The following is a 20,460-nucleotide window of genomic DNA, read 5'->3' as shown; positions in this document are numbered from 1 at the left end:
GCGTTCCAGTCAATGGTTTAACGGAACGCCACGCTCATGACATTTCCGGATGATATAGAACTGGCCGTCGCCCTTTACATGGCGGATAAAGCTCTGCCCCGACATATTGCGATTGCAGAGCTCGTGAAATCGGTCCTCGAAGACACCGGCTATCTCCCAGGGGGCGAGGGGCGGCCGCCTGAAGTCGTCGATGGGCAATCGAGCGGTGATTACGTGCAATACCGCACTTACCTTGACGGCGATACCTGAAGCTACGCGGAACAAATGCAGGTGATGGCTGTTATTGGCGCAGATAAAAGCGTCAGGGAATTTCGATGTTACCCAAGCCCCTCTTTCTCGCCGCCGGCCTCGTCTGCGTAATGGTCGTGCCGGTATTTTCCCAGTCCCTGGAAATCAGCCGGCTGGAAGATAAAAAAGACGGTAACGCAGCGGTTTCATCGGCGCCTTCCGCCCAAAGTTACATTATTGATGTCTCCGGAAAAACGGTGCGGCTGGTGGGACCGCAGTTCCTTCCCGACAGCGCGCGTGGGCTGGAATTCCCCGGCCGCCGGTCAGATCATAACAATACCGGGGCTGAAACCCACGTCTTGCGACAGTGAGGGATTGCGATGATCTATGCTCCGCAAACGGAAGCAGAATGAGAACAGGAACCAAGATTTCCCGACGGGCGCCGAGTGCAGAAAGCTGGATCCGGCATGACGGCCAGGAGACGGGAAAGGCGACATTTCCTGAGCTGTTCTTTGATCTGGTTTTCGTTTTCGCTCTTATTCAGTTATCCCATTCTCTGGCGAAGGACTTTGGGCCAACGGCGGTGCTGGAAGCCGGCATCCTGATATTGTCCCTGTGGTGGCTGTGGATACACACCACCTGGATCACCAATCTGCTGAATACCGAAAAAGAACCGGTCAGGATTTTGCTCTTCGTGCTGATGTTTGGCGGTGTACTGCTGGCCATCGCCTTGCCGGAAGCCTTTGCCGAACAGGGCCTGGTCTTCGCGCTGATTTACAGCGTCATGCAGATCGGTCGAAGCCTGTTTGCTCTCTATGCGTTCAGGGATGAAGACCGGCAGTCGTTTCTGGTGTTCGTGAGGGTGACGATCTGGCTGGCCATCTCGAGTCTGTTCTGGCTGGCAGGCGGGTTTTGCGATCTGGGGGAACGCATTCTCCTGTGGGGCATGGCGCTCGCAATCGAGTATGCCGGTCCGGCCTGCCGCTATGTTGTCCCCGGCTTGCGTTCTCGCGATGACGACAGTCTGCATCTTTCCGGAGAGCATCTGGCGGAACGTTGCGCCCTGTTTGTCATCATCTGTCTGGGGGAAACAATTCTGACCACTGGCCGGACGGCAACCGAATATATGAACTCCGGGCTGACATTTGTCGTTTTCTGCTCCGCCTTCATAAGCACCGTCGCGATGTGGTGGATTTATTTCCATCACGGACAGGCGGAAGCCTCCAGAAAAGCCGAGAACGCCGACGAGAAGGCGAAGATCGCCCATAATCTCTTCAACTACGGACATTTGCCAATCGTCGCCGGTATCATTCTGACGGCGGTGGGAGAGGATTTCAGCCTGTCCCACGCCCACGAGGCCGCAACGATAAGGGAGGCCATCGCAATCGTCGGTGGTCCCGTCCTCTTTCTGGCAGGCAATATCGGTGTCAAGATCGCAGCGACCTATCAGCGCCCCGTCTCGCATTTTGCGGGCGTGGCAGCGCTCTGCCTATTGTTGCCGGTGCCGGGCATTCCGCTATTCATCCTGCAGCTGGCCAGCACGGGTATTCTGCTGCTTGTTGCCCTGTGGGAATATCTGGCTCTGAAAAAGTCAGTCGCCACGGCGTGATCTCGAATGCTCAGACGCTGACCAGATTGCGCGTCCTCTCGTTCCAGAGCTTGAGGCTTTTCGCGTAAGCTTCGTCAAAGGAAAGCCCCATGTCATTGACGAGCATCAACGCGGCGGCGGCGGTGGATATGATGATGGTTTCCGCCCTTTCGTCTTTCGCGGCTCCCGTCCAGACTGCACGCCAATATTCGAAGGTGGTGAACATGGTTGGCATTTCGGCAGGCGGTGCTTCGCGGGCGGGGACCAGGACCTCCACGTCCCTTCCGCTTGAAAGACCGAAAATCCGTGTGCTGCGGAATGGCGTGAACTGTGCGAAATCCCGCGTGTTACCGAGTATGGCGAGATTCTCCACGGCGAGCAGGCGGGCGGTATCGCGATGCAGCTCCTGATAGGCCGGACGGGCAAGCCCTATAATGGTGCTCCTTGCGCGCAGTGGATTGAGAAGGTGGACGACAGTATGCACCGGCAGGCGCATTTCCAGAATGCCATGGAGACTGAGCAGGCTTTGGAATTGCACAGACAGGCCGCCCAGGGGGAGATAGGCGATCCGTTCGGATGACGTGGCCTCGGCCGCCTGCGAAAGCGAACGGCAAAGGGGAATACCGCAGGCTTGTGCGGCGCGTTCAAGCTTGCCGCCATTTTCGCCCTGACCAACATGGCCGTGCAGCAGCACCCTGTACCCCGCCATGGAAACGAGGCGGGCGGAATGCACGAACCATGGCGCGTCGCGGTGTTTGGGGGACATATAAGCCGGCCAGTCGAGATCGACGGTGACAGGCCGGTAGCGGTCTCGCCCGACATGTCGCCACGTCGCCTGGATGAAGCCGGCCAGTTCGGCCGCCGTCACGCCGCGATAATGCATGGTGGCGAGCAGTGCCCCGATCTGTATCGGATCGGCATCCCCTTCCAGAATGATCGACAGTGCATCCGTCGCCTCCGATTGGCTGAGCGGACGGCTGTTGCCTATTCCCATCGCAGACGTTGCAATATACTTGGCGAGCCGTTCCTGTGGGGCGGAATTGTGGCCGATGCGGGCGAGACGCTCGGCAATGTTTTCCGGCGTCGGCTGACCTTCAAGAAGAATGCTGGGGCGAAGGGAAAGTGGCGGTGCTTTCATCAATGCCGGCTGCTCCCAGCCGCTCTTATTGATGGTGGCCGGCGCCTCGGGTTCTTCCTGCGAGTAATCGATCAGATTTTCGGCCTCTGCCGCCAGGGAGCGGATGCGCAGGCGCATGGTTTCGGCAAAGGGGGTGGGGCGCAGGCCTTGGCCGGTGCGGAGAAAGAGCTGGTCCCCGTATTTTTCCCGTAGCTGCTGCAAGATCCGGCTCATCGATGATGTTGGAAGTCCCATGCCCGCCGCGGCGCGGCTGACACTACCTTCCCGCAACAACGCATCAAAAGCGACAAGCAGTTTCAGCTGCCCAAGCCTGTCGGGTTTTGCCGTGGAAGCCGGTCCGTCTTTTCTCTTGCTGGTTGTCATCTGGCGAATTTTTACTCCACTCGTCTTAAGAGGGAGCCCTTTTTGCAATTTCTAGAATTTAGAACTGTTCGAAAACAAACCTGTTGCGCCTACACGCCCCTCGTAAATAAGTGGGGTGAAATTCTCAAGTTAAATGCGGGGGCATAACATGGAATTGAAGTACCGGGGCTGCAAAAAGGCTTCGATGACAATAAAGACTACTTTTTCGGCAGCAATGGCGGGAACCGCGTTAAATATTGCTCTGCCCGCTTTTGCGCAGCAGGTATCCGAAAATACCACTGTTCTTGAGCAGATCGTCGTCACCGCGTCCGGTTTCGAGCAGAATGTAAAAGACGCTCCGGCCAGCATCACCGTCGTCACACGGGAGGATCTGGAAAAGGGGGCGTATCGCGACCTGACTGACGCCTTGCGCGAAGTGCAGGGCGTGTCCGTCACCGGGATCGCCAACGAAAAGGATGTTTTCATCCGCGGCTTGCCGGGCGCCTATACGTTGATCCTCGTTGACGGCAAGCGGCAGAGCACGCGCGATGCCCGCACGAATGGCAACTCCGGCTTCGAACAGAGCTTCGTGCCGCCGGTTTCGGCGATCGAACGTATCGAAGTGGTGCGCGGTCCCATGTCCTCGCTTTATGGCTCGGATGCCATGGGCGGCGTGATCAACATCATCACCCGCAAGGTCGGCGACGTCTGGTCGGGCTCCGTCACCACCGAGGGCACAGTTCAACAACATTCGAAATTCGGCAATAGCGGCCAGGTCTCCTGGTATGCGAACGGTCCGATCCTCAAGGATCAGCTTGGTCTGCAGCTCTGGGGCAGGGGCTTCACGCGCGGCGAAGACCGCATTTTGAGCGGGACCACCGGCGCCAAGGAATATGATTTCAACGGCCGCCTGACGTTTACGCCGAACGAAGATCACGACATCTATCTCGAAGGTGGCAAGACAAGGCTGCGCCGTAGCGCCGAGCCTGGCGAATCGCTCGCGGCCAATAGCGACGGCACCTACAACATTAACACGCGTGACCACTGGTCACTCTCGCACACCGGCCGCTGGGGACCGACCACATCCGAATTCTCGTTGCAGCAGGAATGGGCGGAACGCACCAATTTCACCAGAAACATCCGAACCGGCCGCGTGACTGAAAATGCACGCTCGCCGGAGGTGCGTAATACCGTGCTCGATGGCAAGTTCACCACGCCTTTCGAGCTTTTCGGCAACCACACACTGGTCACGGGCGGCCAATATTTCGAGGCACGGCTGACGGACCAGAACCCGGGCCGCCGTACCGGCCGCGACGAGACGTTTTCGGCCACGCAATGGGCTCTCTTCCTTGAGGATGAGTGGCGCATCGTCGACAATTTCGCGCTGACGGGCGGGCTTCGCCTCGATAACCATGAAAAATACGGCAATCATTTCAGCCCGCGTCTTTATGGCGTCTGGAGCGCCACGGAAGAGCTGACCATCAAGGGCGGCGTTTCCACCGGTTTCCGCGCACCGGAAATCCGTCAGATCGCGCCGGGTTATGCCTATACGACAGGTGGGGGCGGTTGCACCTATGGTCCGAGCGGCACCTGCGGTGTGATCATCGGCGATCCCAACCTCGAAGCGGAAAAAAGCACGAGTTACGAAGTGGCGGCACTTTGGGAGAATGGTGACGTCGCTCTGGGGGCCACCTATTTCTACACCGATTTCAAGGACAAGATTTCCAACGCGCTGGTGCTCAATCCCGACGGAACGCCAGTCCGCTGGAGCGAAGACCGCAACTACCGCCTCTGGTATAATTACAATATCGACGATGCAGTCATTCAGGGTGTGGAATTGACGGCGACCTGGTACGCGACGCCGGAACTGACGCTGCGCGGCAACTATACCTATACGCATTCCGAACAGAAGACCGGTGATTACCAAGGTTTTCCATTGGCGCGGACACCGGAGCATATGGCCAATCTGCGCGGCGACTGGGTGACACCGATCGATGGTCTTGAAGCCTGGGCCTCGCTGAATTACCACGGATCGGAAATCAATGCCGGCCCGCGCATCGGCACGAACGGCACGCCGGTGACGATCAACGGCAAGGCCGGTCGAAAATATGACGCCTACACCACGCTTGATATCGGCGCGAAATATGCGGTCGCCGAAAATGTCGATCTCAATGCCGCCGTCTACAACGTCTTCGACAAGGATGTCGGCACCGACGATTTCAACACCGTCATGGAAGGCCGTCGTTTCTGGATCAGCATGACAGCGAAGTTCTGATCCAGTCATAGCCGCGAAATTCGGAGGCGCCATCGGGCGCCTCTTTTTTTGACCGTTGGTCTATTGACCTCAACTATGGTTGAGGAATTATACCGGCTGCTCTTCGTTGTGTTTCCGCGTTTCCGAGCGGAAATCGGTCCGGAAGCAGGAGCCAGAATGGAAAATACCATACTCAAACACAGCCTGACGGTGGGAGAGGTTGCCCGCCGCAGCGGCATCGCCGTCTCCACCATCCATTTTTACGAGGCGAAGGGATTGATCGAGGGCTGGCGCACCGCCGGCAATCAACGCCGTTATCATCGCGCGGTTCTGAGGCGCATCGCCATCATCCGCATTGCACAGCGGGCGGGTATACAGCTGAGCATCATCAGGGACGCGATGGCCGACCTGCCGCAGGATCGGGTGGCGACAACAGCCGACTGGCGCAGGTTCTCCCAATCCTGGCGGGAAATGCTCCAGCTCCGCATCAACAACCTGATCATGCTGCGCGACCAGCTTACCGGCTGTATTGGTTGCGGGTGCCTTTCGCTGGATGATTGTCCGTTGCGCAATCCGAACGATGTTCTCGCCGATAACGGCGCAGGTCCCCGCCGCCTCGTTTCGGCAGAGTGAGCATAATTTTCGGACCGTTAGCCTTGTTGCTCACCCGGATTCGGCTGGCACCCAAACGCTGACACTGCCGCCATTGGTGGGGAAGACGCCCTTGCCGCTCTCATCGAGGGTGATCTTCTCTTGACGGTGCCCGAGGAAGTCGCGCCAGACCGCCCCTGCATGATCCGGACCGAGATCGACATGCTTTTCCGCCGGTTCGCCATTCGACATCACCACGACACAGCCGGGCGCATCGGCGGTGCCATGGCGAATGAAGGCGATGCAGTTCGGGTCATCGAAAATGTCCGTCTGTACGCCATTGGAGAAACGGCTGCGCGCCTCTATGAGCTTCGGCAGGCATTCGATGGCCGGCATATCGATTTTGTACTCATTGCCGTCATTACCCGTGTCGGTATAGCTCGTGCCGAACAGATCGGGATAAAAAACGCAAGGCACGCCGTTTTCACGCAGCAATATGATCGCATAGGCGAGGGGCTTGAACCAGGGCTCCACCGGAGCCTCCAGCGATTGCAATGGCTGGGTGTCGTGGTTATCGACGAGCGTGACGGCGTGATCGGGAACGGCGGCAACAAGCGCACCATCGAAAATGCTGCGCATGTCAAAATCACCCCCCTGTTTCGACGCGTCGTGGAAGCTGTGGTGAAGGGCGACATCGAAAAGCATCAGTTGCTTGTCGACGAGTTCGAGATAGCTCTTCAAGGCCTCAAGATCGGGGTGCCAATATTCCGCTACGACGAAAAGATCGGGGTCAATAGTCTCGCGCATATGGCCGACCCAATCGCGGAAGAACCATGCCGGAATATGTTTCGCAGCATCCAGACGGAAGCCGTCCACCTGGACCTGCTCGGAAAGCCAGCGGCCCCAATATTTGAGCTCTTCATAGACGGCCCGATTACGAAACTCGATATCCGCGCCCATCAGATAGTCGAAATTGCCGTTTTCCTGATCGACTTCCTCGTTCCACTCACCGTCGCCATATTCGTTGACGAGCCGGAAAATGCCGTCTTCGGTCGGCTCTTCGATGTGATCGACGCCGCTGAAACATTTCTGGTCCCAGATGAATTTGGAATGCGCGCCGCCTCGGCCGGGAAAGGTGAAACGTGTGTAAGCGAGTGCGGAAAAATCCTCGTCGTCGATATCCGTGCGATCGTCGGGGTTGACGCGGCGAACCTGTACCTTTTCCTTCTCGTCGGCACCCATCTTGTGATTGAGAACGACGTCGTGAATGACACGGACGCCATTCTCTTTCAGCGTCTTGCCCGCATGCTCGAGGGCGCCACGATCACCGTATTTGGTGGCGACGGTGCCCTTCTGGTCAAATTCGCCGAGGTCGAAGAGATCGTAGGTGTCATATCCAACCGAATAACCGCCGGCGGCGCCCTTGTAGGCGGGCGGCAGCCAGACGTCGGTAATGCCCATTTTGGCAAGGCTTTCGGCCTTCTCGGCCACCTCGCTCCATAATTTCCCTCCGTCCGGATAATACCAATGGAAGAATTGAAGCAAGGTGCGTCCGGCCATATGTCCCTCACGATGGTTAGCAGGTCGCGCCATAAACGGCCCGGTGACGAAAGGGTTCCGCCACCGGGGATGCGCGATCTGCGATTATGAGGTCGTTGCGGCGCTTCAATATTAGCCGGCTATTTCGAGCACCCTATCGCCGGCCTGAAGATAGTCGCCTTCCTTGCCGATCAGGCGGACCCTGCCGGCCCTGGTGGCGACAATCTGTGTCTCCATCTTCATTGCTTCCATGATTGCCAGGAGATCACCTTCCGAGACCGTGTCGCCATCTTTTACCTTGAAGGACTGCAAGGTGCCGGAAACGGGAGCAGTGATTTCACCCTCGTTCCTGTCGACCGCAGTGCCGGAAACGGACGCCTGGCCGCCGTTGACGCTGCCGAGGCTGGAAAGGAGAATGCTGGGCAGGCCGACCGAAACACGCTTTCCGTCAATCTCGAGATAGGTTCGTGTCATGGAAGGATCGTCGGCCGGTGCCGGGCGCTCCATGGCGTCGGGCACGGCCGCAAAATCGGTTTCGATCCAGCGGGTGTGAACCTTGAACCCATCCGTGCCAATGAAGTCGTCCGTCTCGATCGCGGCGCGATGGAACGGAAGAACGGTCGCGATACCCTCGATGCGGAATTCCTTCAGCGCGCGGCGGGCACGGCGCAGGACCTGATCTCGGTCGACACCTGTCACGATGAGCTTCGCCATCAGCGAGTCGAAGACACCAGGCACGACGGAGCCGCTGACGACACCGCTATCCATGCGAATGCCGGGACCGGACGGCGCGTCGAAAACCGAGATCGAGCCGGGCGTCGGCAGGAAGCCGCGGCCAGGGTCTTCGGCATTGATGCGGAACTCCATGGAGTGCCCGCGCGGTTCGGGCGTTTCGAGGACCCGCAGCTTCTGGCCTTCGGCAATACGGAACTGCTCGATGACGAGATCGATGCCGGTGGTTTCCTCGGTGACAGGATGTTCCACCTGCAGGCGCGTATTGACCTCAAGGAAAGAAATGGTGCCGTCAACGCCGAGCAGGAATTCGACGGTGCCGGCGCCGGAATAACCGGCTGCGGCGCAGATCGCCTTGGCGGCGTCATGGATTTTTTGGCGCTGCTCATCGGACAGGAAGGGGGCGGGGGCCTCTTCGATCAGTTTCTGGTTCCGGCGTTGCAGCGAGCAGTCACGGGTGCCGAGGACAAGCACATTGCCGTGTTTATCGGCCAGAACCTGCGCTTCTATATGGCGCGGCCGGTCAAGGAAGCGCTCCAGAAAGCATTCGCCACGACCGAAGGCGGCGGTTGCTTCGCGCACGGCGGATTCGTAGAGGTCGGCGATCTCCTCCATTTTCCAGGCAACCTTCAGGCCGCGCCCGCCACCGCCATGGGCAGCCTTGATGGCGACCGGCAGGCCGTGCTGTTCGGCGAAGGCGGTGACTTCCGCGGCGGAAGAGACGGGGCCATCACTGCCGGCAACCAGTGGTGCGCCAACGCCGGTGGCGATGCGCCGTGCTTCGACCTTGTCGCCCAGCGCCTCGATGACATGAGGATCCGGCCCAATCCAGATCAGGCCGGCATCGATGACGGCCTTTGCGAATTCCGCGCGTTCAGAAAGGAAGCCGTAACCCGGATGGACGGCATCTGCGCCGGCGCGTTTGGCAATCGAGATCAGCTTATTGATATCGAGATACGTCTCGGCGGGCCGCACGCCTTCCAGCGCATAGGCTTCATCCGCCAGCCGGACGAAAAGCGCGTCCTGATCGGGATCGGCATAAACGGCGACCGATTTCAGGCCGTAATCGCGACAGGCGCGGATGATGCGCACCGCGATCTCGCCGCGATTGGCAATCAGCACTTTTTTCATCGCTTTTCTCCTCGGAACTATGTGTTTTTGGCCGCGATTTCGGCAAAGGGGCCGATCGGGCGGAATTTGATTTTGGCGTTGACCGGGATCTGCCCGGCAAGATCGAGATGATATTCGGCCACTGAGCCTATAACGGGATAACCACCAGTCAGGGGGTGATCAGCAAGGAAAAGAACCGGCTGGCCGCTATGGGGAATCTGGATCGCGCCCGTTGCCGTGCCTTCGCTCGGCAACTCGGCGCTGTCCTTGCGTTCCACCGGCACGTCGCCGGCAAGGCGAATGCCGACGCGGTTCGATTGCGGGGTGACCTGCCAGAGCTGGCCGGTCAGCGTGTCGATACCCTTCAGCGTAAACCAGTCCGTTCGGGGCCCGAGAACGATATCCAGTGTCACGATCTCGCCCGTTGCCGGCGGCTCGAAAGCCGGAGCCTCGTTGATCGATACGCTGGATAGACCTGACTTTTCGCCCTTGAGCGGCAGGATGGCACCTGCACCCACTGGCTCGGGACCGACGACAGCCAGAGTATCGGTTGCAAAACTGCCGAGCACCGGCTCGACGTCGAAGCCGCCGCGCACGGCAAGATAACAGCGCATTCCCTTCGGCGGCTGGCCGAAAGTGATCACGTCACCGGCTTCAAGGGAGACCGGGCCCGGGGTTTTGGCAGCGAAACTGCGCTCTGCCGTCTTGATCGTGACGGGGCAGGGGGCGCCGGTTATGCCGATAACGGTACGGTTCGCGCTTTTGAAGGAAAAGCCGCCGAGCGTCAGTTCGAGACAGGGCGTGTTGACCGGATTGCCGACGATGCGGTTTGCGGCATTAAATGCGCCGCGATCCAGCGCGCCGGAGGCGGAGACACCCTGCCCGGTCTGGCCGAAACGGCCGAGGTCCTGAAAGATGGCTGGCATTGGCGCGGCAAGCACCTCGAAATGCGGGCCATCCTTTTTTGGTACTTTCCTGTCCGGTGCCGGAGCTGGGATATCTACCGTTCGACCGGTCTTGTCCATGTCGAAGAAACGCACACGGTAGCCCGGCTGAAACAGCGCGCCGGGGTCGCGGTCTATATCCCACATCTTCACCGGCGTCGTGCCGATGATCTGCCAGCCGCCGGGGCTGTTTTGCGGGTAGACGCCGCTGAAAGCACCGGCCAATGCTACGGAGCCGGCCGGAATACGGGTGCGCGGGCTTTGCCGGCGCGGGACATGCAGCGCGGGATCGCCTCCGACCAGATAACCAAAACCGGGAGCGAAGCCGCAGAAGGCAACTGTGAATTCGCTTTCGGTGTGCCGGCGAATAACCTCTTCGATGCTCAGGCCGGTTAGTTCGGCAACATCTGCAAGGTCTTCGCCATTATAACGGACGGGGATTTCGACAAGATTGTCCGACGGCGCGATCTTTGCCGAGAGATCGCGGCTCGCAAGCCGCGCAGCCAGCGCTTCGGAGCCGATCTTCTCGGGCCGGAACCGGATCATCAGCGTGCGGGCAGCCGGCACCGTCTCTTCTATACCTTCGATGGGATCGTTCTGCAGCGAGGCGAAAAGCGCCAGCGTTTCATCGAGATCGGCGAGTTCGACAAGAATGGTGGCGAGGCTGACGGGAAGAAAACGCATCATATCCTCACGCGTGATAGGCGGAATCGGGAATATCGGTAATGAACATGTGTCCCGGCGCATGGGTAATGGCAAAGGGAACACCGGATGCCATCACGGCGGCCTGTGGGGTGACGCCGCAGGCCCAGAAGACCGGAACCTCGCCGGGTTCCATCCGCACCGCGTCGCCGAAATCGGGCTTTGCGAGATCGGTAATGCCGATCTCCTCGGGCGCACCCACATGCACGGGCGAACCATGCACCGCTGGAAAACGTCCCGAAATGGTCGCCGCATCAGCGACGCGCGACGCCGGGATCGGCCGCATGGAAACGACCATATTGCCCTTCAGCCGACCGGCCGGACGGCAGGGGCGGTTGGTGAGATACATGGGCACATTGCTCTTGTCCGTCATATGGCGGATTTCGATACCCGCCTCCACCATCGGTGTTTCGAAGGTGAAGCTGCAGCCAATGAGGAAGGCGACGAGATCGTCGCGCTCAGCCCATGCGGCGGTGGCATCAGCGGTTTCCTCAACAAGCTTGCCGTCACGCCAGATGCGATAAAGCGGCAGATCAGTCCTGAGATCGGCGCCAGGCGCCAGAAGAGTGGTCGGCGATCCGGGATCGGACACGTCGAGTACCGGGCAGGGCTTGGGATTGCGTTGCGCATAAAGCAGGAAATCGAAAGCCCAGTCGCGCGGCAGCACGATCATGTTCGCCTGCGTGAAGCCGGGCGCGATGCCGGAGGTAGGGGCGACAAGACCGCCGCGATAGGTGGCGCGGGCCTGGCGGGCGGCGTCCGCGTCCGTGTGATTGAGATAGGATGTGGGTATCGTCATCGGCTATCCTTTCAGCGATTGGATGCAAAAGAGCGGATGTCGATGCCATCAGCCTCGAAGCGCCGGCGGATTTCCTGGGCGATGGCGACCGCACCGGGGCTGTCGCCATGTACACAGATGGATTGCGCCTCGATTTTTATAATACTGCCATCGATGGCCTCCAGCGTGCCTTCGCGGGCAAGCTGCACCATGCGGTCGGCAATTTTTGCCGCGTCATGCAATACGGCACCGGCTTCCCGGCGGGAAACGAGCTGGCCCTGAGGCGTATAGGCGCGATCGGCAAAAGCTTCGGCAACGACGGCAAGACCGGACTTGCGGGCGAGATCGAGGATGGGCGCGTTCGCAAGGCCCATCAACACCAGTGAAGAATCTATGGCCTTGATGCCGTCGATCACGGCCTGCCCCTGTTTCGCATCATTGGCGATGCGGTTGTAAAGTGCGCCATGCGGCTTCACGTAACGCACCGTGGTGCCCGCAGCGGCGGCAACACCTTTCAGCGCGCCTATCTGGTAGATGACATCGGCAATCAGTTCTTCCGAGGTGGCGTCCAGATCGCGGCGGCCGAAGCCGACGCGGTCAGGATAGGAGACATGGGCGCCAACGACCACGCCCTTTTCGGCAGCGGCCTTGACGGTGCGGTAGATGCCGGCTGGGTCGCCTGCGTGAAATCCGCAGGCGATGTTGGCGCTGGAAACGATGGCGAGCATCGCCTCGTCATCACCCATGCGCCATGCGCCGTAACTTTCACCAAGATCGCTGTTGAGATCGATAGCGGCCATGTTTGCCTCCCTTATTCCATCAGTAGCCGAGCAGGGCAAAGATCGCGCCCGCCGATTTATAGGCCATATACCAGGTGAGCGCGCAGGTCAGCACGCCAAGCACCAGCAGCCAGCGCGGGTAGTGGTACCCGTGCATCAGATCCGCGCGCTTCCAGGCGGCATACATGAAGATCGAAAGACCGATCGGCAGGACGAGACCGTTGAGACCGCCGACGAAGACGAGCATGGCTGCAGGCGGGGTGGTGATGATGACATAGGCAATCAGCGAAATGGCGATGAAGCCGACCGTTGCCAGATTACGCTGACGCTCCGTTATGTCAGGCTTGAAAGCTGTCAGGAATGACACGGAGGTATAGGCCGCGCCGATGATGCTGGTCATGGCCGAGGCGAGGAAGACGGCGCCGAACAGGCGGTAGCCGATATTGCCGGCGGCGGCATGGAAAGCCTGGCCGGCCGGATTCGCCGCCTTGCCGGAGAGATCGATGACCACGCCACTTGCGACAACGCCGAGGATGGCAAGGAACAGGACGTAGCGCAGGACGCCGGTGATGGCGATGCCGCTGAGCGCCGCGCGATTGACCGCGTTGATATTTTCAATGCCCACCATGCCCTTGTCCAGCAGGCGATGCGCACCGGCATAGGTGATGTAGCCGCCAACCGTGCCGCCTACGATGGTGGTGATGGTGACGAAATCGATGGTGTCTGGCAGGAAAGTCTGGCGGAAGGCTTCCGCGACCGGCGGGCCGGAAACATATGCCGCATAAACGATCAACGCCAGCTTGACAAAGGCCGCGACGAAAACCACGCGGTCCATGGCAATGCCGGCGCGGCGGGACAGGAAGATTCCGATGGCCGCCAGTGCACCGATTGCACCGCCGATCTTCGGATCGAGATCGATCATGGCGTTGAAGCCGAGGCCCGCGCCGCCAATATTGCCGATGTTGAAGAACAGGCCGCCGATAATGACGAGAATCGCAAGCAGATAACCCGAACCCGGAATAGCGGCATTGGCAATGGCCGGTGCCCGCATGCGGGTAATGGTGACGATGCGCCAGATATTGGCCTGCACGACAAAGTCGATGAGGACGGAAATGACGATGGCGAATGCGAATGCGGCGCCCAGTTTAACCGTGAAATTTGCGGTCTGTGTTATGAAGCCCGGCCCGACGGCCGACATCGACATCAAGAACATTGCCGAAAGCAAGGCATACCGTTGATTCTTCGCCTTGCGCGCAACCTCGTTAGGGTCGGCGGGCGAGAGCTTATTCTGCTCCATGGATTTTCTCCGCTCCATTTGCAATCCGCCCCTCGCGGATGCTTTATGAGACCGAATTTGGCCTGTTCCGCGAAATTGTCAACATTGTTCAACAATAAATAATAATCGTTCTCTTATTTTGTCTATTTGTTGGACGTTATGCGCATGAATTCAGCATGTTTTTTTCGTGCTTTGCTAATGCTTTGTGCTATGGGCAGAACATGCCGTGTCCGAACATGCCTGTCACGGAATTCCAGATGCTGCATTGCTCTTAGGAAAGGAGCGCCATGACGGAAACGACAGAGGGTCTGCCGCTTGCGGATCGATTGGCCAAGGGTATTCGTACCCTGCTGATATCAGGTGAGCTGGCGCCGGGGCAGCGCCTGTCAGAGGCAGCCTTCAGTGAACGTTTCGATGTCTCCCGCAATTCGCTGCGCGAGGCATTCCGGCTTTTGACCAAGGATGGGCTTCTGCGTCATGAGGCCAATCGCGGAGTGTTCGTCGCAGTTCCCACCATCTCCTCGGTCATCGATATCTACCGGGTGCGGCGCATGGTGGAATGCGGCGCGCTGCGGCAGGCCTGGCACAAGCACCCCGCGATCAAAACGATGCGGGCAGCGGTTGAGGATGCGAAGGTAAAGCGTGAGGCTGCTGATTGGCTGGGCGTGGGCAGCGCCAATATGAAATTTCATGCCGCTGTCGTTGATCTCCTCGACAGTGCCCGGATCAGCGATTTTTACGAGCGTATCGCCGCTGAACTCCGGCTGTGTTTCGGTCTCTTGAAAGATCCCGAACAGCTTCATTCTCCATTTGTCGACATGAACAGCAAAATTCTGTCACTGATGGAGGAAGGCAAGGCGCAGGAAGCGGGCGACGAGATGGACACCTATCTCAATCTTTCAGAGCGTACGGTCCTGAAAGCGCTCGAACGTGCCGTGGAACACGCCTCCTGACATAGCGGCGGCGGCGGCGAAAGTCTCGTGCCGTACTGTTTCACTTTTGCCGATCAGGGCGATTGCCAAGTTTGCTGCGCTGCGTCATCAATGCTGGCATGACGCTTCGCGACCTGACAATTCTCGTTATCGACGAAAACGCGATCCGCGCTTCCATCATAGAGGAGGGCCTGCGCGAGGCGGGCTATCAGCGCGTTACCGTCATCCACGAAGTGAACGGGGTGGCGCGCACCATCGAGACGCTGCAGCCTGATGTCATTTTCATCGATCTTGAAAATCCCAATCGTGACATGATGGAGCATCTGTTTCAGCTCACCCGCACGGTTGGCCGGCCTATCGCCATGTTTGTCGATCGTTCCGACACCGCCTCAATCGAGGCAGCCGTCGAGGCCGGTGTCTCCGCCTATGTGGTGGACGGGTTGAAGAAAGAGCGTGTGAAACCGATTCTCGATATGGCGGTCAGCCGCTTCAATGCTTTCAGCCGCCTGCAGCGGGAGCTGGCCGATGCGAAATCGGCGCTTGAGGAGCGCAAGGTCATCGAACGCGCCAAAGGCATATTGATGAAGATGCGCGGCCTTTCTGAAGAAGAGGCCTTTGCACTTCTGCGGCAAACGGCAATGAACGAGAAAAAGAAGATATCCGAGATCGCGCAAAGCGTGGTCACCGCGGCCGGTCTGTTGATGTGACGAAGACCAGCCGGACAGCGTGGAGTGAATAACATGGCGGCACCGGAACAAACGGCAGGACCAGACAGCGGAGCGACGAAAGCCCCGGGCGCACCGGCAAGGGTCGGCAGTGACCGGCAGAAAATCCTGCGTGCTGGCTTTATACCCCTTGTTGACGCATCGGTTCTTATCGCAGCGGCCGAATTCGGCTTTGCAGAACGCGAGGGCATTACGCTCGATCTCGTGAAAGACGTTTCCTGGGCAAATGTGCGTGACCGGCTGGCGTTCCGGCAATTCGACATTGCCCATATGCTATCGCCAATGCCCGTCGCCTCCATGCTCGGGCTCGGTTCCAACCCGTCGCCGACGATTACGCCTTTTTCACTCGGACGCGGCGGCAATGCGATCACGCTTTCGACCCGCCTGTTTGACCGCATGAAGGCCGTGACCGGACTTTCCGAAACGGCGGGAGCGCTCGAAAATGCTGAGGCGCTGAAGCGTGTGCTTGATGATATGCGTGCCCGCGGCGAGCCGCCACCGACGCTTGGCATGACTTACCCGTTTTCCTCGCATAATTACGAATTTCGCTACTGGCTTGCCGCTGGCGGCATTCACCCCGACAACGACGTCAAGCTTGTGGTCGTGCCGCCGCCGTTGACATCGGATGCGCTCGCTGCGGGAGCGATTGACGGTTTCTGCGTTGGAGCGCCGTGGAATATCGTCGCCGCCGAACGCGGTGTCGGCCGGATCGTTGCCGCCAAGCAGGATTTGTGGCCTTCCGCACCCGAAAAGGTCGTCGGCATGCGGCCCGAATGGGCGGCAAACCAACAAGAAGCGGTCGGACGGCTGCTGACGGCGCTTGATGCGGCCGCGCGCTGGTGCGACCTTGCAGAAAATCACGATGAACTAAGCCGGGCCCTTGCCGATCCGCGTTACATTGGAGCGCCTGAGGCGATTATCCGTCGTGTGCTTGCCGGTGAATTCAGCATTGATAGCCGGGGGAATAGGCGCGTGATCGACAAATATTTCACCTTTCATGGCGGCCATGCGAATTATCCCCGGCAAAGTCAGGCTTTGTGGATTTACAGCCAGATGATCCGCTGGGGGCAGGCGGAATTTTCTCGCAAAGGCGTGGCGGCCGCCTTGTCTTCCTACCGGCCGGATATTTACCGGGCGGTGCTGGGCGACGCCAATGCACCTGATGATGCCGATATCCGTGTCGAAGGGCAGGAAGAGGGTGATCGTTTCGTAGATGGCCTCATATTCGATCCCGCCGACATAGAAGGCTATGTGAAGGAATTTTCAGTACGTACATCTACGGCTGTTTCTCAACCTTCCGGTGAGGCATAAACGGCCCCCAAGCTGGTCAAGCTGCGTAAAATTCAAGCGCGGGATTTCTCCATTTGCCCAAATGCAAGCCAAGAAAATCCCTGATTAAAATTTAGTCGTAAAGCTCATCTCCTGAAATACGCCTTTCTTTTCAGGGTTATAATCTAGTTTTGATAAACTGGCACGCCTTTTGCTTTTTGTTTTTCGCACCGGTCAACGGCGATCGGAGCGAGCAGGGCGCGGCATAGGCGCTTTCAAAGACACAGACGTCGCAAGGTTTTGCAGTCCGGACTTCTCCCGTCCGCAGACGCAAACACCGAGCGGCGTTTTTTTATTTTCCGGTTTTTTCGCAAGCGAAAACGTCACCTACGGGTGGCCCAATAAGGGGAACATGCGAATGAAAAAGATATTCTCCGGCGCTGTCAGCCGCCGCGCGATTTTGAAGACCACGACCACCGCAGCCCTTGTCACTGCGGTACGCGGCGCGTTTCCCTCCGGGGCTTTCGCAGCCACCGCCGAGCCTGAGGTCAAAGGTGCAAAACTCGGCTTCATCGCACTCACCGACGCCGCACCGCTCGTTATCGCCGCGGAAAAGGGCCTCTTCGCCAAGCATGGCATGCCTGACGTCGAGGTTCTGAAGCAGGCGTCATGGGGCGCAACGCGCGACAATCTGGTGCTCGGCGGCGCTTCGAACGGTATTGACGGCGCGCATATTCTGACGCCGATGCCGTATCTGATGCATACGGGCAAGGTAACCCAGAACAATGTGCCGGTGCCGATGACAATCCTCGCCCGCCTGAACCTCGACAGCCAGGGCATCTCCGTCGCCAGGGAATATGCAGATACCGGCGTTCAACTCGATGCCTCCAAACTGAAGGTGGCGTTCGAGAAAAAGAAGGCGGAAGGCAAGGAAATCAAGGCCGCGATGACGTTCCCGGGCGGCACGCATGATCTCTGGATCCGCTATTGGCTTGCCGCCGGCGGTATCGATCCCGACAAGGACGTTTCCACCATCGTCGTTCCGCCGCCGCAGATGGTCGCCAACATGAAGGTTGGCAACATGGACGTCTTCTGTGTGGGCGAGCCCTGGAACGAGCAGCTGGTCAATCAGGGCATCGGCTTTACTGCCTGTACGACAGGCGAACTCTGGAAGGGCCATCCGGAAAAGGCGCTCGGCATGCGCGCCGACTGGGTGGAAAAGAACCCCAACGCCACCAAGGCGCTGCTGATGGCGGTCATGGAAGCACAGATGTGGTGTGACGAGATGGCGAACAAGGAGGAAATGTCCACCATCCTCGGCAAACGCCAGTGGTTCAACGTGCCGCCAAAGGATGTTCTTGGCCGCCTCAAGGGCAATATCAATTACGGCAACGGCCGCGTGCTCGAAAACACCGGCCTGCAGATGAAGTTCTGGCAGGACCATGCCTCCTATCCCTTCCGCAGCCACGACAGCTGGTTCATCGCAGAAAACATCCGCTGGGGCAAATTCGCGCCCGACACCGATGTGAGGGCGCTGGTTGCGAAGGTGAACCGAGAGGATATCTGGCGCGCTGCCGCCAAGGATCTCGGCGTAACCGATCTGCCCGCCTCCACCTCGCGCGGCAAGGAAACCTTCTTCGACGGCAAGGTCTTCGACCCGGAAAACCCGTCGGCCTATCTCGAAAGCCTGTCCATCAAGGCGGCCTCCTGAGGAGGAGACCCGGGCGTCGCCCTTCATCCGCCGGCCGCGCTTCCCAACCGGTGCGGCTGAAGACCGGGTGAGGGGCGAGCCCAGACCGCAACCGACATCAAGAGGAAATGCCCATGTCCGCATTGGCCCGAAAATTCAACGAAGAGCCGCAGCAGCAGGCAGCGAAGAAGGCAAATGTCGTGGCGCTTGCGCCGAAACAGTCGCCGCGGATTGATCTGCGCAAATGGGCTGTGGTAGCGGCCCGCAACATCATCCCGCCGTTTGTCGTTCTCGCCATTCTGCTTGCTGTCTGGCAGCTGCTCTGTTCCGCCCCCGGCGCCTCCCTGCCGCCGCCGAGCCAGGTTTTCGAGGAGAGCTACGATCTCATCGTATCGCCGTTCTTCCATAATGGCTCGCAGGATATAGGTCTCGGCCTGCGCGTGCTGGTCTCGCTGGAGCGGGTGGCCTACGGTTTCGGCCTTGCCGCCATCGCCGGCATCATTCTCGGGGCTGTCATCGGCCAGTCGGTCTGGGCGATGCGCGGCCTCGATCCGATCTTTCAGGTGCTGCGCACCGTGCCGCCGCTCGCCTGGCTGCCGCTTTCACTGGCCGCCTTTCAGGACAGCAATCCGTCGGCCATTTTCGTGATCTTCATCACCTCCATCTGGCCGGTCATCATCAATACCGCAGTCGGCGTGCGCAACATTCCGCAGGATTACCGCAACGTGGCGCAGGTGCTGCGGCTGAACCAGCTGGAATTCTTCTTCAAGATCATGCTGCCATCGGCAGCACCCTACATCTTCACCGGCCTGCGCATCGGCATCGGCCTTTCGTGGCTCGCGATCGTGGCGGCGGAAATGCTGACCGGCGGCGTCGGCATCGGCTTCTTCATCTGGGACGCTTGGAATTCCTCGCGCCTGCCCGACATCATCGTGGCACTCGCCTACATCGGCGTCGTCGGCTTCATGCTCGACAAGCTGGTGGCGGCGCTCGGCAAGGTCATCACCCGCGGCTCTGCGGGCAACTGAAAGGGCGATAACTATGAACGCATATCTCAAGCTCGATCACATCGACAAATATTTCGACAAGGGCGGCTCGCGCGCCGAGGTGCTGAAAGGCATCAACCTCACTATCGAAAAGGGTGAATTCGTCTCGGTCATCGGCCACTCCGGTTGCGGCAAATCCACCATGCTGAACCTCATCGCCGGGTTGACGAAAGTCTCCGCCGGCGCCGTGCTCCTCGAAAACCGGGAGGTCAACGAACCCGGACCTGAACGCGCCGTCGTGTTTCAGAACCACAGCCTGCTGCCGTGGCTTTCGGTTTATGAAAACGTCAATCTCGCTGTCGAGAAGGTCTTCCGCAATACCAAGACACGGGCCGAGCGGGATGACTGGGTCATGCGCAATCTCGATCTCGTTCAGATGGGGCACGCGAAAGACAAAAAGCCTTCGGAAATTTCCGGCGGCATGAAACAGCGTGTCGGCATTGCCCGGGCGCTCGCCATGGAGCCGAAAATCCTGCTGCTGGACGAGCCTTTCGGGGCGCTGGATGCGCTGACCCGCGCCCATCTTCAGGACGCGGTGATGGAAATCCACGCCCGGCTCGGCAACACCATGGTCATGATCACACATGACGTGGACGAGGCTGTGCTGCTCTCCGACCGTATCGTGATGATGACCAACGGTCCCGCAGCTCACATCGGCGAAGTGCTCGAGGTGCCGCTGGCACGCCCGCGCAATCGTATCGAGCTTGCATCCGACAAGACCTACCTCAAATGCCGCGAGGCCGTGCTGAAGTTCCTTTACGAACGTCACCGCTTCGTCGAAGCCGCGGAGTAACGAC

The 20,460-nt window shown here is 59.2% G+C and carries 18 protein-coding genes; 11 read left to right on the top strand and 7 right to left on the bottom strand.

Annotation, left to right across the window (positions count from 1 at the left end):
• The first annotated feature begins 36 nt into the window (after positions 1–36).
• From FHW77_RS22020 to FHW77_RS22010, 3 genes are all read left to right on the top strand, one after another.
• A complete protein-coding gene (locus FHW77_RS22020; protein WP_035207316.1) occupies positions 37–249 on the top strand; it encodes a hypothetical protein in 213 nt (70 codons plus the stop codon).
• A gap of 65 nt (positions 250–314) precedes the next feature.
• A complete protein-coding gene (locus tag FHW77_RS22015) occupies positions 315–599 on the top strand; it encodes a hypothetical protein (RefSeq protein WP_111813648.1) in 285 nt (94 codons plus the stop codon).
• Positions 600–637: 38 nt separating this feature from the next.
• Positions 638–1,837: a low temperature requirement protein A gene (locus FHW77_RS22010; protein ID WP_111813650.1), complete on the top strand. Its 1,200-nt coding sequence runs from the start codon at positions 638–640 to the stop codon at positions 1,835–1,837.
• A 10-nt stretch (positions 1,838–1,847) separates the two neighbouring features.
• Here FHW77_RS22010 and FHW77_RS22005 read toward each other — a convergent pair whose 3' ends face one another.
• A complete protein-coding gene (locus FHW77_RS22005; RefSeq protein ID WP_111813652.1) occupies positions 1,848–3,317 on the bottom strand; it encodes a glycosyl transferase family protein in 1,470 nt (489 codons plus the stop codon).
• A 148-nt stretch (positions 3,318–3,465) separates the two neighbouring features.
• Between FHW77_RS22005 and FHW77_RS22000 the strand changes: the two genes are divergently transcribed.
• Together FHW77_RS22000 and soxR are read left to right on the top strand one after the other, a co-directional pair.
• Positions 3,466–5,571, top strand: a complete 2,106-nt coding sequence (locus FHW77_RS22000) for a TonB-dependent receptor plug domain-containing protein (RefSeq protein WP_111813654.1) — start codon at positions 3,466–3,468, stop codon at positions 5,569–5,571.
• 156 nt (positions 5,572–5,727) lie between these two features.
• Positions 5,728–6,183: a redox-sensitive transcriptional activator SoxR gene (gene soxR / locus FHW77_RS21995; RefSeq protein WP_003584914.1), complete on the top strand. Its 456-nt coding sequence runs from the start codon at positions 5,728–5,730 to the stop codon at positions 6,181–6,183.
• Positions 6,184–6,213: 30 nt separating this feature from the next.
• Here soxR and amyA read toward each other — a convergent pair whose 3' ends face one another.
• From amyA to FHW77_RS21965, 6 genes are all read right to left on the bottom strand, one after another.
• Positions 6,214–7,701: an alpha-amylase gene (gene amyA, locus FHW77_RS21990; protein WP_111813656.1), complete on the bottom strand. Its 1,488-nt coding sequence runs from the start codon at positions 7,699–7,701 to the stop codon at positions 6,214–6,216.
• A gap of 111 nt (positions 7,702–7,812) precedes the next feature.
• A complete protein-coding gene (locus tag FHW77_RS21985; RefSeq protein ID WP_111813658.1) occupies positions 7,813–9,543 on the bottom strand; it encodes an acetyl/propionyl/methylcrotonyl-CoA carboxylase subunit alpha in 1,731 nt (576 codons plus the stop codon).
• Positions 9,544–9,560: 17 nt separating this feature from the next.
• Complete coding sequence (locus tag FHW77_RS21980; protein WP_037090383.1) at positions 9,561–11,150, bottom strand: 5-oxoprolinase subunit B/C family protein; 1,590 nt, start codon at positions 11,148–11,150, stop codon at positions 9,561–9,563.
• Between the two features lie 7 nt (positions 11,151–11,157).
• Entirely contained in the window at positions 11,158–11,967 is an 810-nt protein-coding gene (locus FHW77_RS21975; protein ID WP_111813660.1) for a putative hydro-lyase, read from the bottom strand.
• A gap of 11 nt (positions 11,968–11,978) precedes the next feature.
• Positions 11,979–12,746: a LamB/YcsF family protein gene (locus FHW77_RS21970; protein WP_003505845.1), complete on the bottom strand. Its 768-nt coding sequence runs from the start codon at positions 12,744–12,746 to the stop codon at positions 11,979–11,981.
• 19 nt (positions 12,747–12,765) lie between these two features.
• Positions 12,766–14,022 (bottom strand): NRAMP family divalent metal transporter, encoded by a 1,257-nt coding sequence (locus FHW77_RS21965; protein ID WP_004437230.1) that lies wholly within the window; start codon positions 14,020–14,022, stop codon positions 12,766–12,768.
• Positions 14,023–14,288: 266 nt separating this feature from the next.
• On the opposite strand from FHW77_RS21965, the gene FHW77_RS21960 reads away from it, so the two are divergent.
• From FHW77_RS21960 to FHW77_RS21935, 6 genes are all read left to right on the top strand, one after another.
• Entirely contained in the window at positions 14,289–14,954 is a 666-nt protein-coding gene (locus tag FHW77_RS21960) for a GntR family transcriptional regulator (protein WP_111813662.1), read from the top strand.
• A gap of 98 nt (positions 14,955–15,052) precedes the next feature.
• On the top strand, positions 15,053–15,640 hold the full coding sequence (locus tag FHW77_RS21955; protein WP_006699921.1) for an ANTAR domain-containing response regulator: 588 nt from the start codon (positions 15,053–15,055) through the stop codon (positions 15,638–15,640).
• 33 nt (positions 15,641–15,673) lie between these two features.
• Entirely contained in the window at positions 15,674–16,969 is a 1,296-nt protein-coding gene (locus FHW77_RS21950; RefSeq protein ID WP_111813664.1) for a CmpA/NrtA family ABC transporter substrate-binding protein, read from the top strand.
• Positions 16,970–17,345: 376 nt separating this feature from the next.
• Entirely contained in the window at positions 17,346–18,638 is a 1,293-nt protein-coding gene (locus FHW77_RS21945; protein WP_111813666.1) for a CmpA/NrtA family ABC transporter substrate-binding protein, read from the top strand.
• A gap of 113 nt (positions 18,639–18,751) precedes the next feature.
• Positions 18,752–19,645, top strand: coding sequence for a nitrate ABC transporter permease (ntrB, locus tag FHW77_RS21940; RefSeq protein WP_182590690.1), 894 nt, complete (start codon positions 18,752–18,754; stop codon positions 19,643–19,645).
• 13 nt (positions 19,646–19,658) lie between these two features.
• A complete protein-coding gene (locus FHW77_RS21935) occupies positions 19,659–20,456 on the top strand; it encodes an ABC transporter ATP-binding protein (RefSeq protein ID WP_111813668.1) in 798 nt (265 codons plus the stop codon).
• The last annotated feature ends 4 nt before the right edge of the window (positions 20,457–20,460 follow it).

This window comes from Agrobacterium sp. RC10-4-1 (assembly GCF_014138475.1).
GTDB classification, from domain to species: Bacteria; Pseudomonadota; Alphaproteobacteria; order Rhizobiales; family Rhizobiaceae; genus Agrobacterium; species Agrobacterium pusense.
Note: the sequence above shows the minus strand (reverse complement) of the source record. Positions and strands in the feature narration are given on the sequence as shown.

Bases quoted from the DNA above. Each gene is read 5' to 3' on its own strand.
- FHW77_RS22020 (WP_035207316.1), top strand. From the start codon at position 37: ATGACATTTCCGGATGATATAGAACTGGCCGTCGCCCTTTACATGGCG.
- FHW77_RS22015 (WP_111813648.1), top strand. From the start codon at position 315: ATGTTACCCAAGCCCCTCTTTCTCGCCGCCGGCCTCGTCTGCGTAATG.
- FHW77_RS22010 (WP_111813650.1), top strand. From the start codon at position 638: ATGAGAACAGGAACCAAGATTTCCCGACGGGCGCCGAGTGCAGAAAGC.
- FHW77_RS22005 (WP_111813652.1), bottom strand. From the start codon at position 3,317: ATGACAACCAGCAAGAGAAAAGACGGACCGGCTTCCACGGCAAAACCC.
- FHW77_RS22000 (WP_111813654.1), top strand. From the start codon at position 3,466: ATGGAATTGAAGTACCGGGGCTGCAAAAAGGCTTCGATGACAATAAAG.
- soxR (WP_003584914.1), top strand. From the start codon at position 5,728: ATGGAAAATACCATACTCAAACACAGCCTGACGGTGGGAGAGGTTGCC.
- amyA (WP_111813656.1), bottom strand. From the start codon at position 7,701: ATGGCCGGACGCACCTTGCTTCAATTCTTCCATTGGTATTATCCGGAC.
- FHW77_RS21985 (WP_111813658.1), bottom strand. From the start codon at position 9,543: ATGAAAAAAGTGCTGATTGCCAATCGCGGCGAGATCGCGGTGCGCATC.
- FHW77_RS21980 (WP_037090383.1), bottom strand. From the start codon at position 11,150: ATGCGTTTTCTTCCCGTCAGCCTCGCCACCATTCTTGTCGAACTCGCC.
- FHW77_RS21975 (WP_111813660.1), bottom strand. From the start codon at position 11,967: ATGACGATACCCACATCCTATCTCAATCACACGGACGCGGACGCCGCC.
- FHW77_RS21970 (WP_003505845.1), bottom strand. From the start codon at position 12,746: ATGGCCGCTATCGATCTCAACAGCGATCTTGGTGAAAGTTACGGCGCA.
- FHW77_RS21965 (WP_004437230.1), bottom strand. From the start codon at position 14,022: ATGGAGCAGAATAAGCTCTCGCCCGCCGACCCTAACGAGGTTGCGCGC.
- FHW77_RS21960 (WP_111813662.1), top strand. From the start codon at position 14,289: ATGACGGAAACGACAGAGGGTCTGCCGCTTGCGGATCGATTGGCCAAG.
- FHW77_RS21955 (WP_006699921.1), top strand. From the start codon at position 15,053: ATGACGCTTCGCGACCTGACAATTCTCGTTATCGACGAAAACGCGATC.
- FHW77_RS21950 (WP_111813664.1), top strand. From the start codon at position 15,674: ATGGCGGCACCGGAACAAACGGCAGGACCAGACAGCGGAGCGACGAAA.
- FHW77_RS21945 (WP_111813666.1), top strand. From the start codon at position 17,346: ATGAAAAAGATATTCTCCGGCGCTGTCAGCCGCCGCGCGATTTTGAAG.
- ntrB (WP_182590690.1), top strand. From the start codon at position 18,752: ATGTCCGCATTGGCCCGAAAATTCAACGAAGAGCCGCAGCAGCAGGCA.
- FHW77_RS21935 (WP_111813668.1), top strand. From the start codon at position 19,659: ATGAACGCATATCTCAAGCTCGATCACATCGACAAATATTTCGACAAG.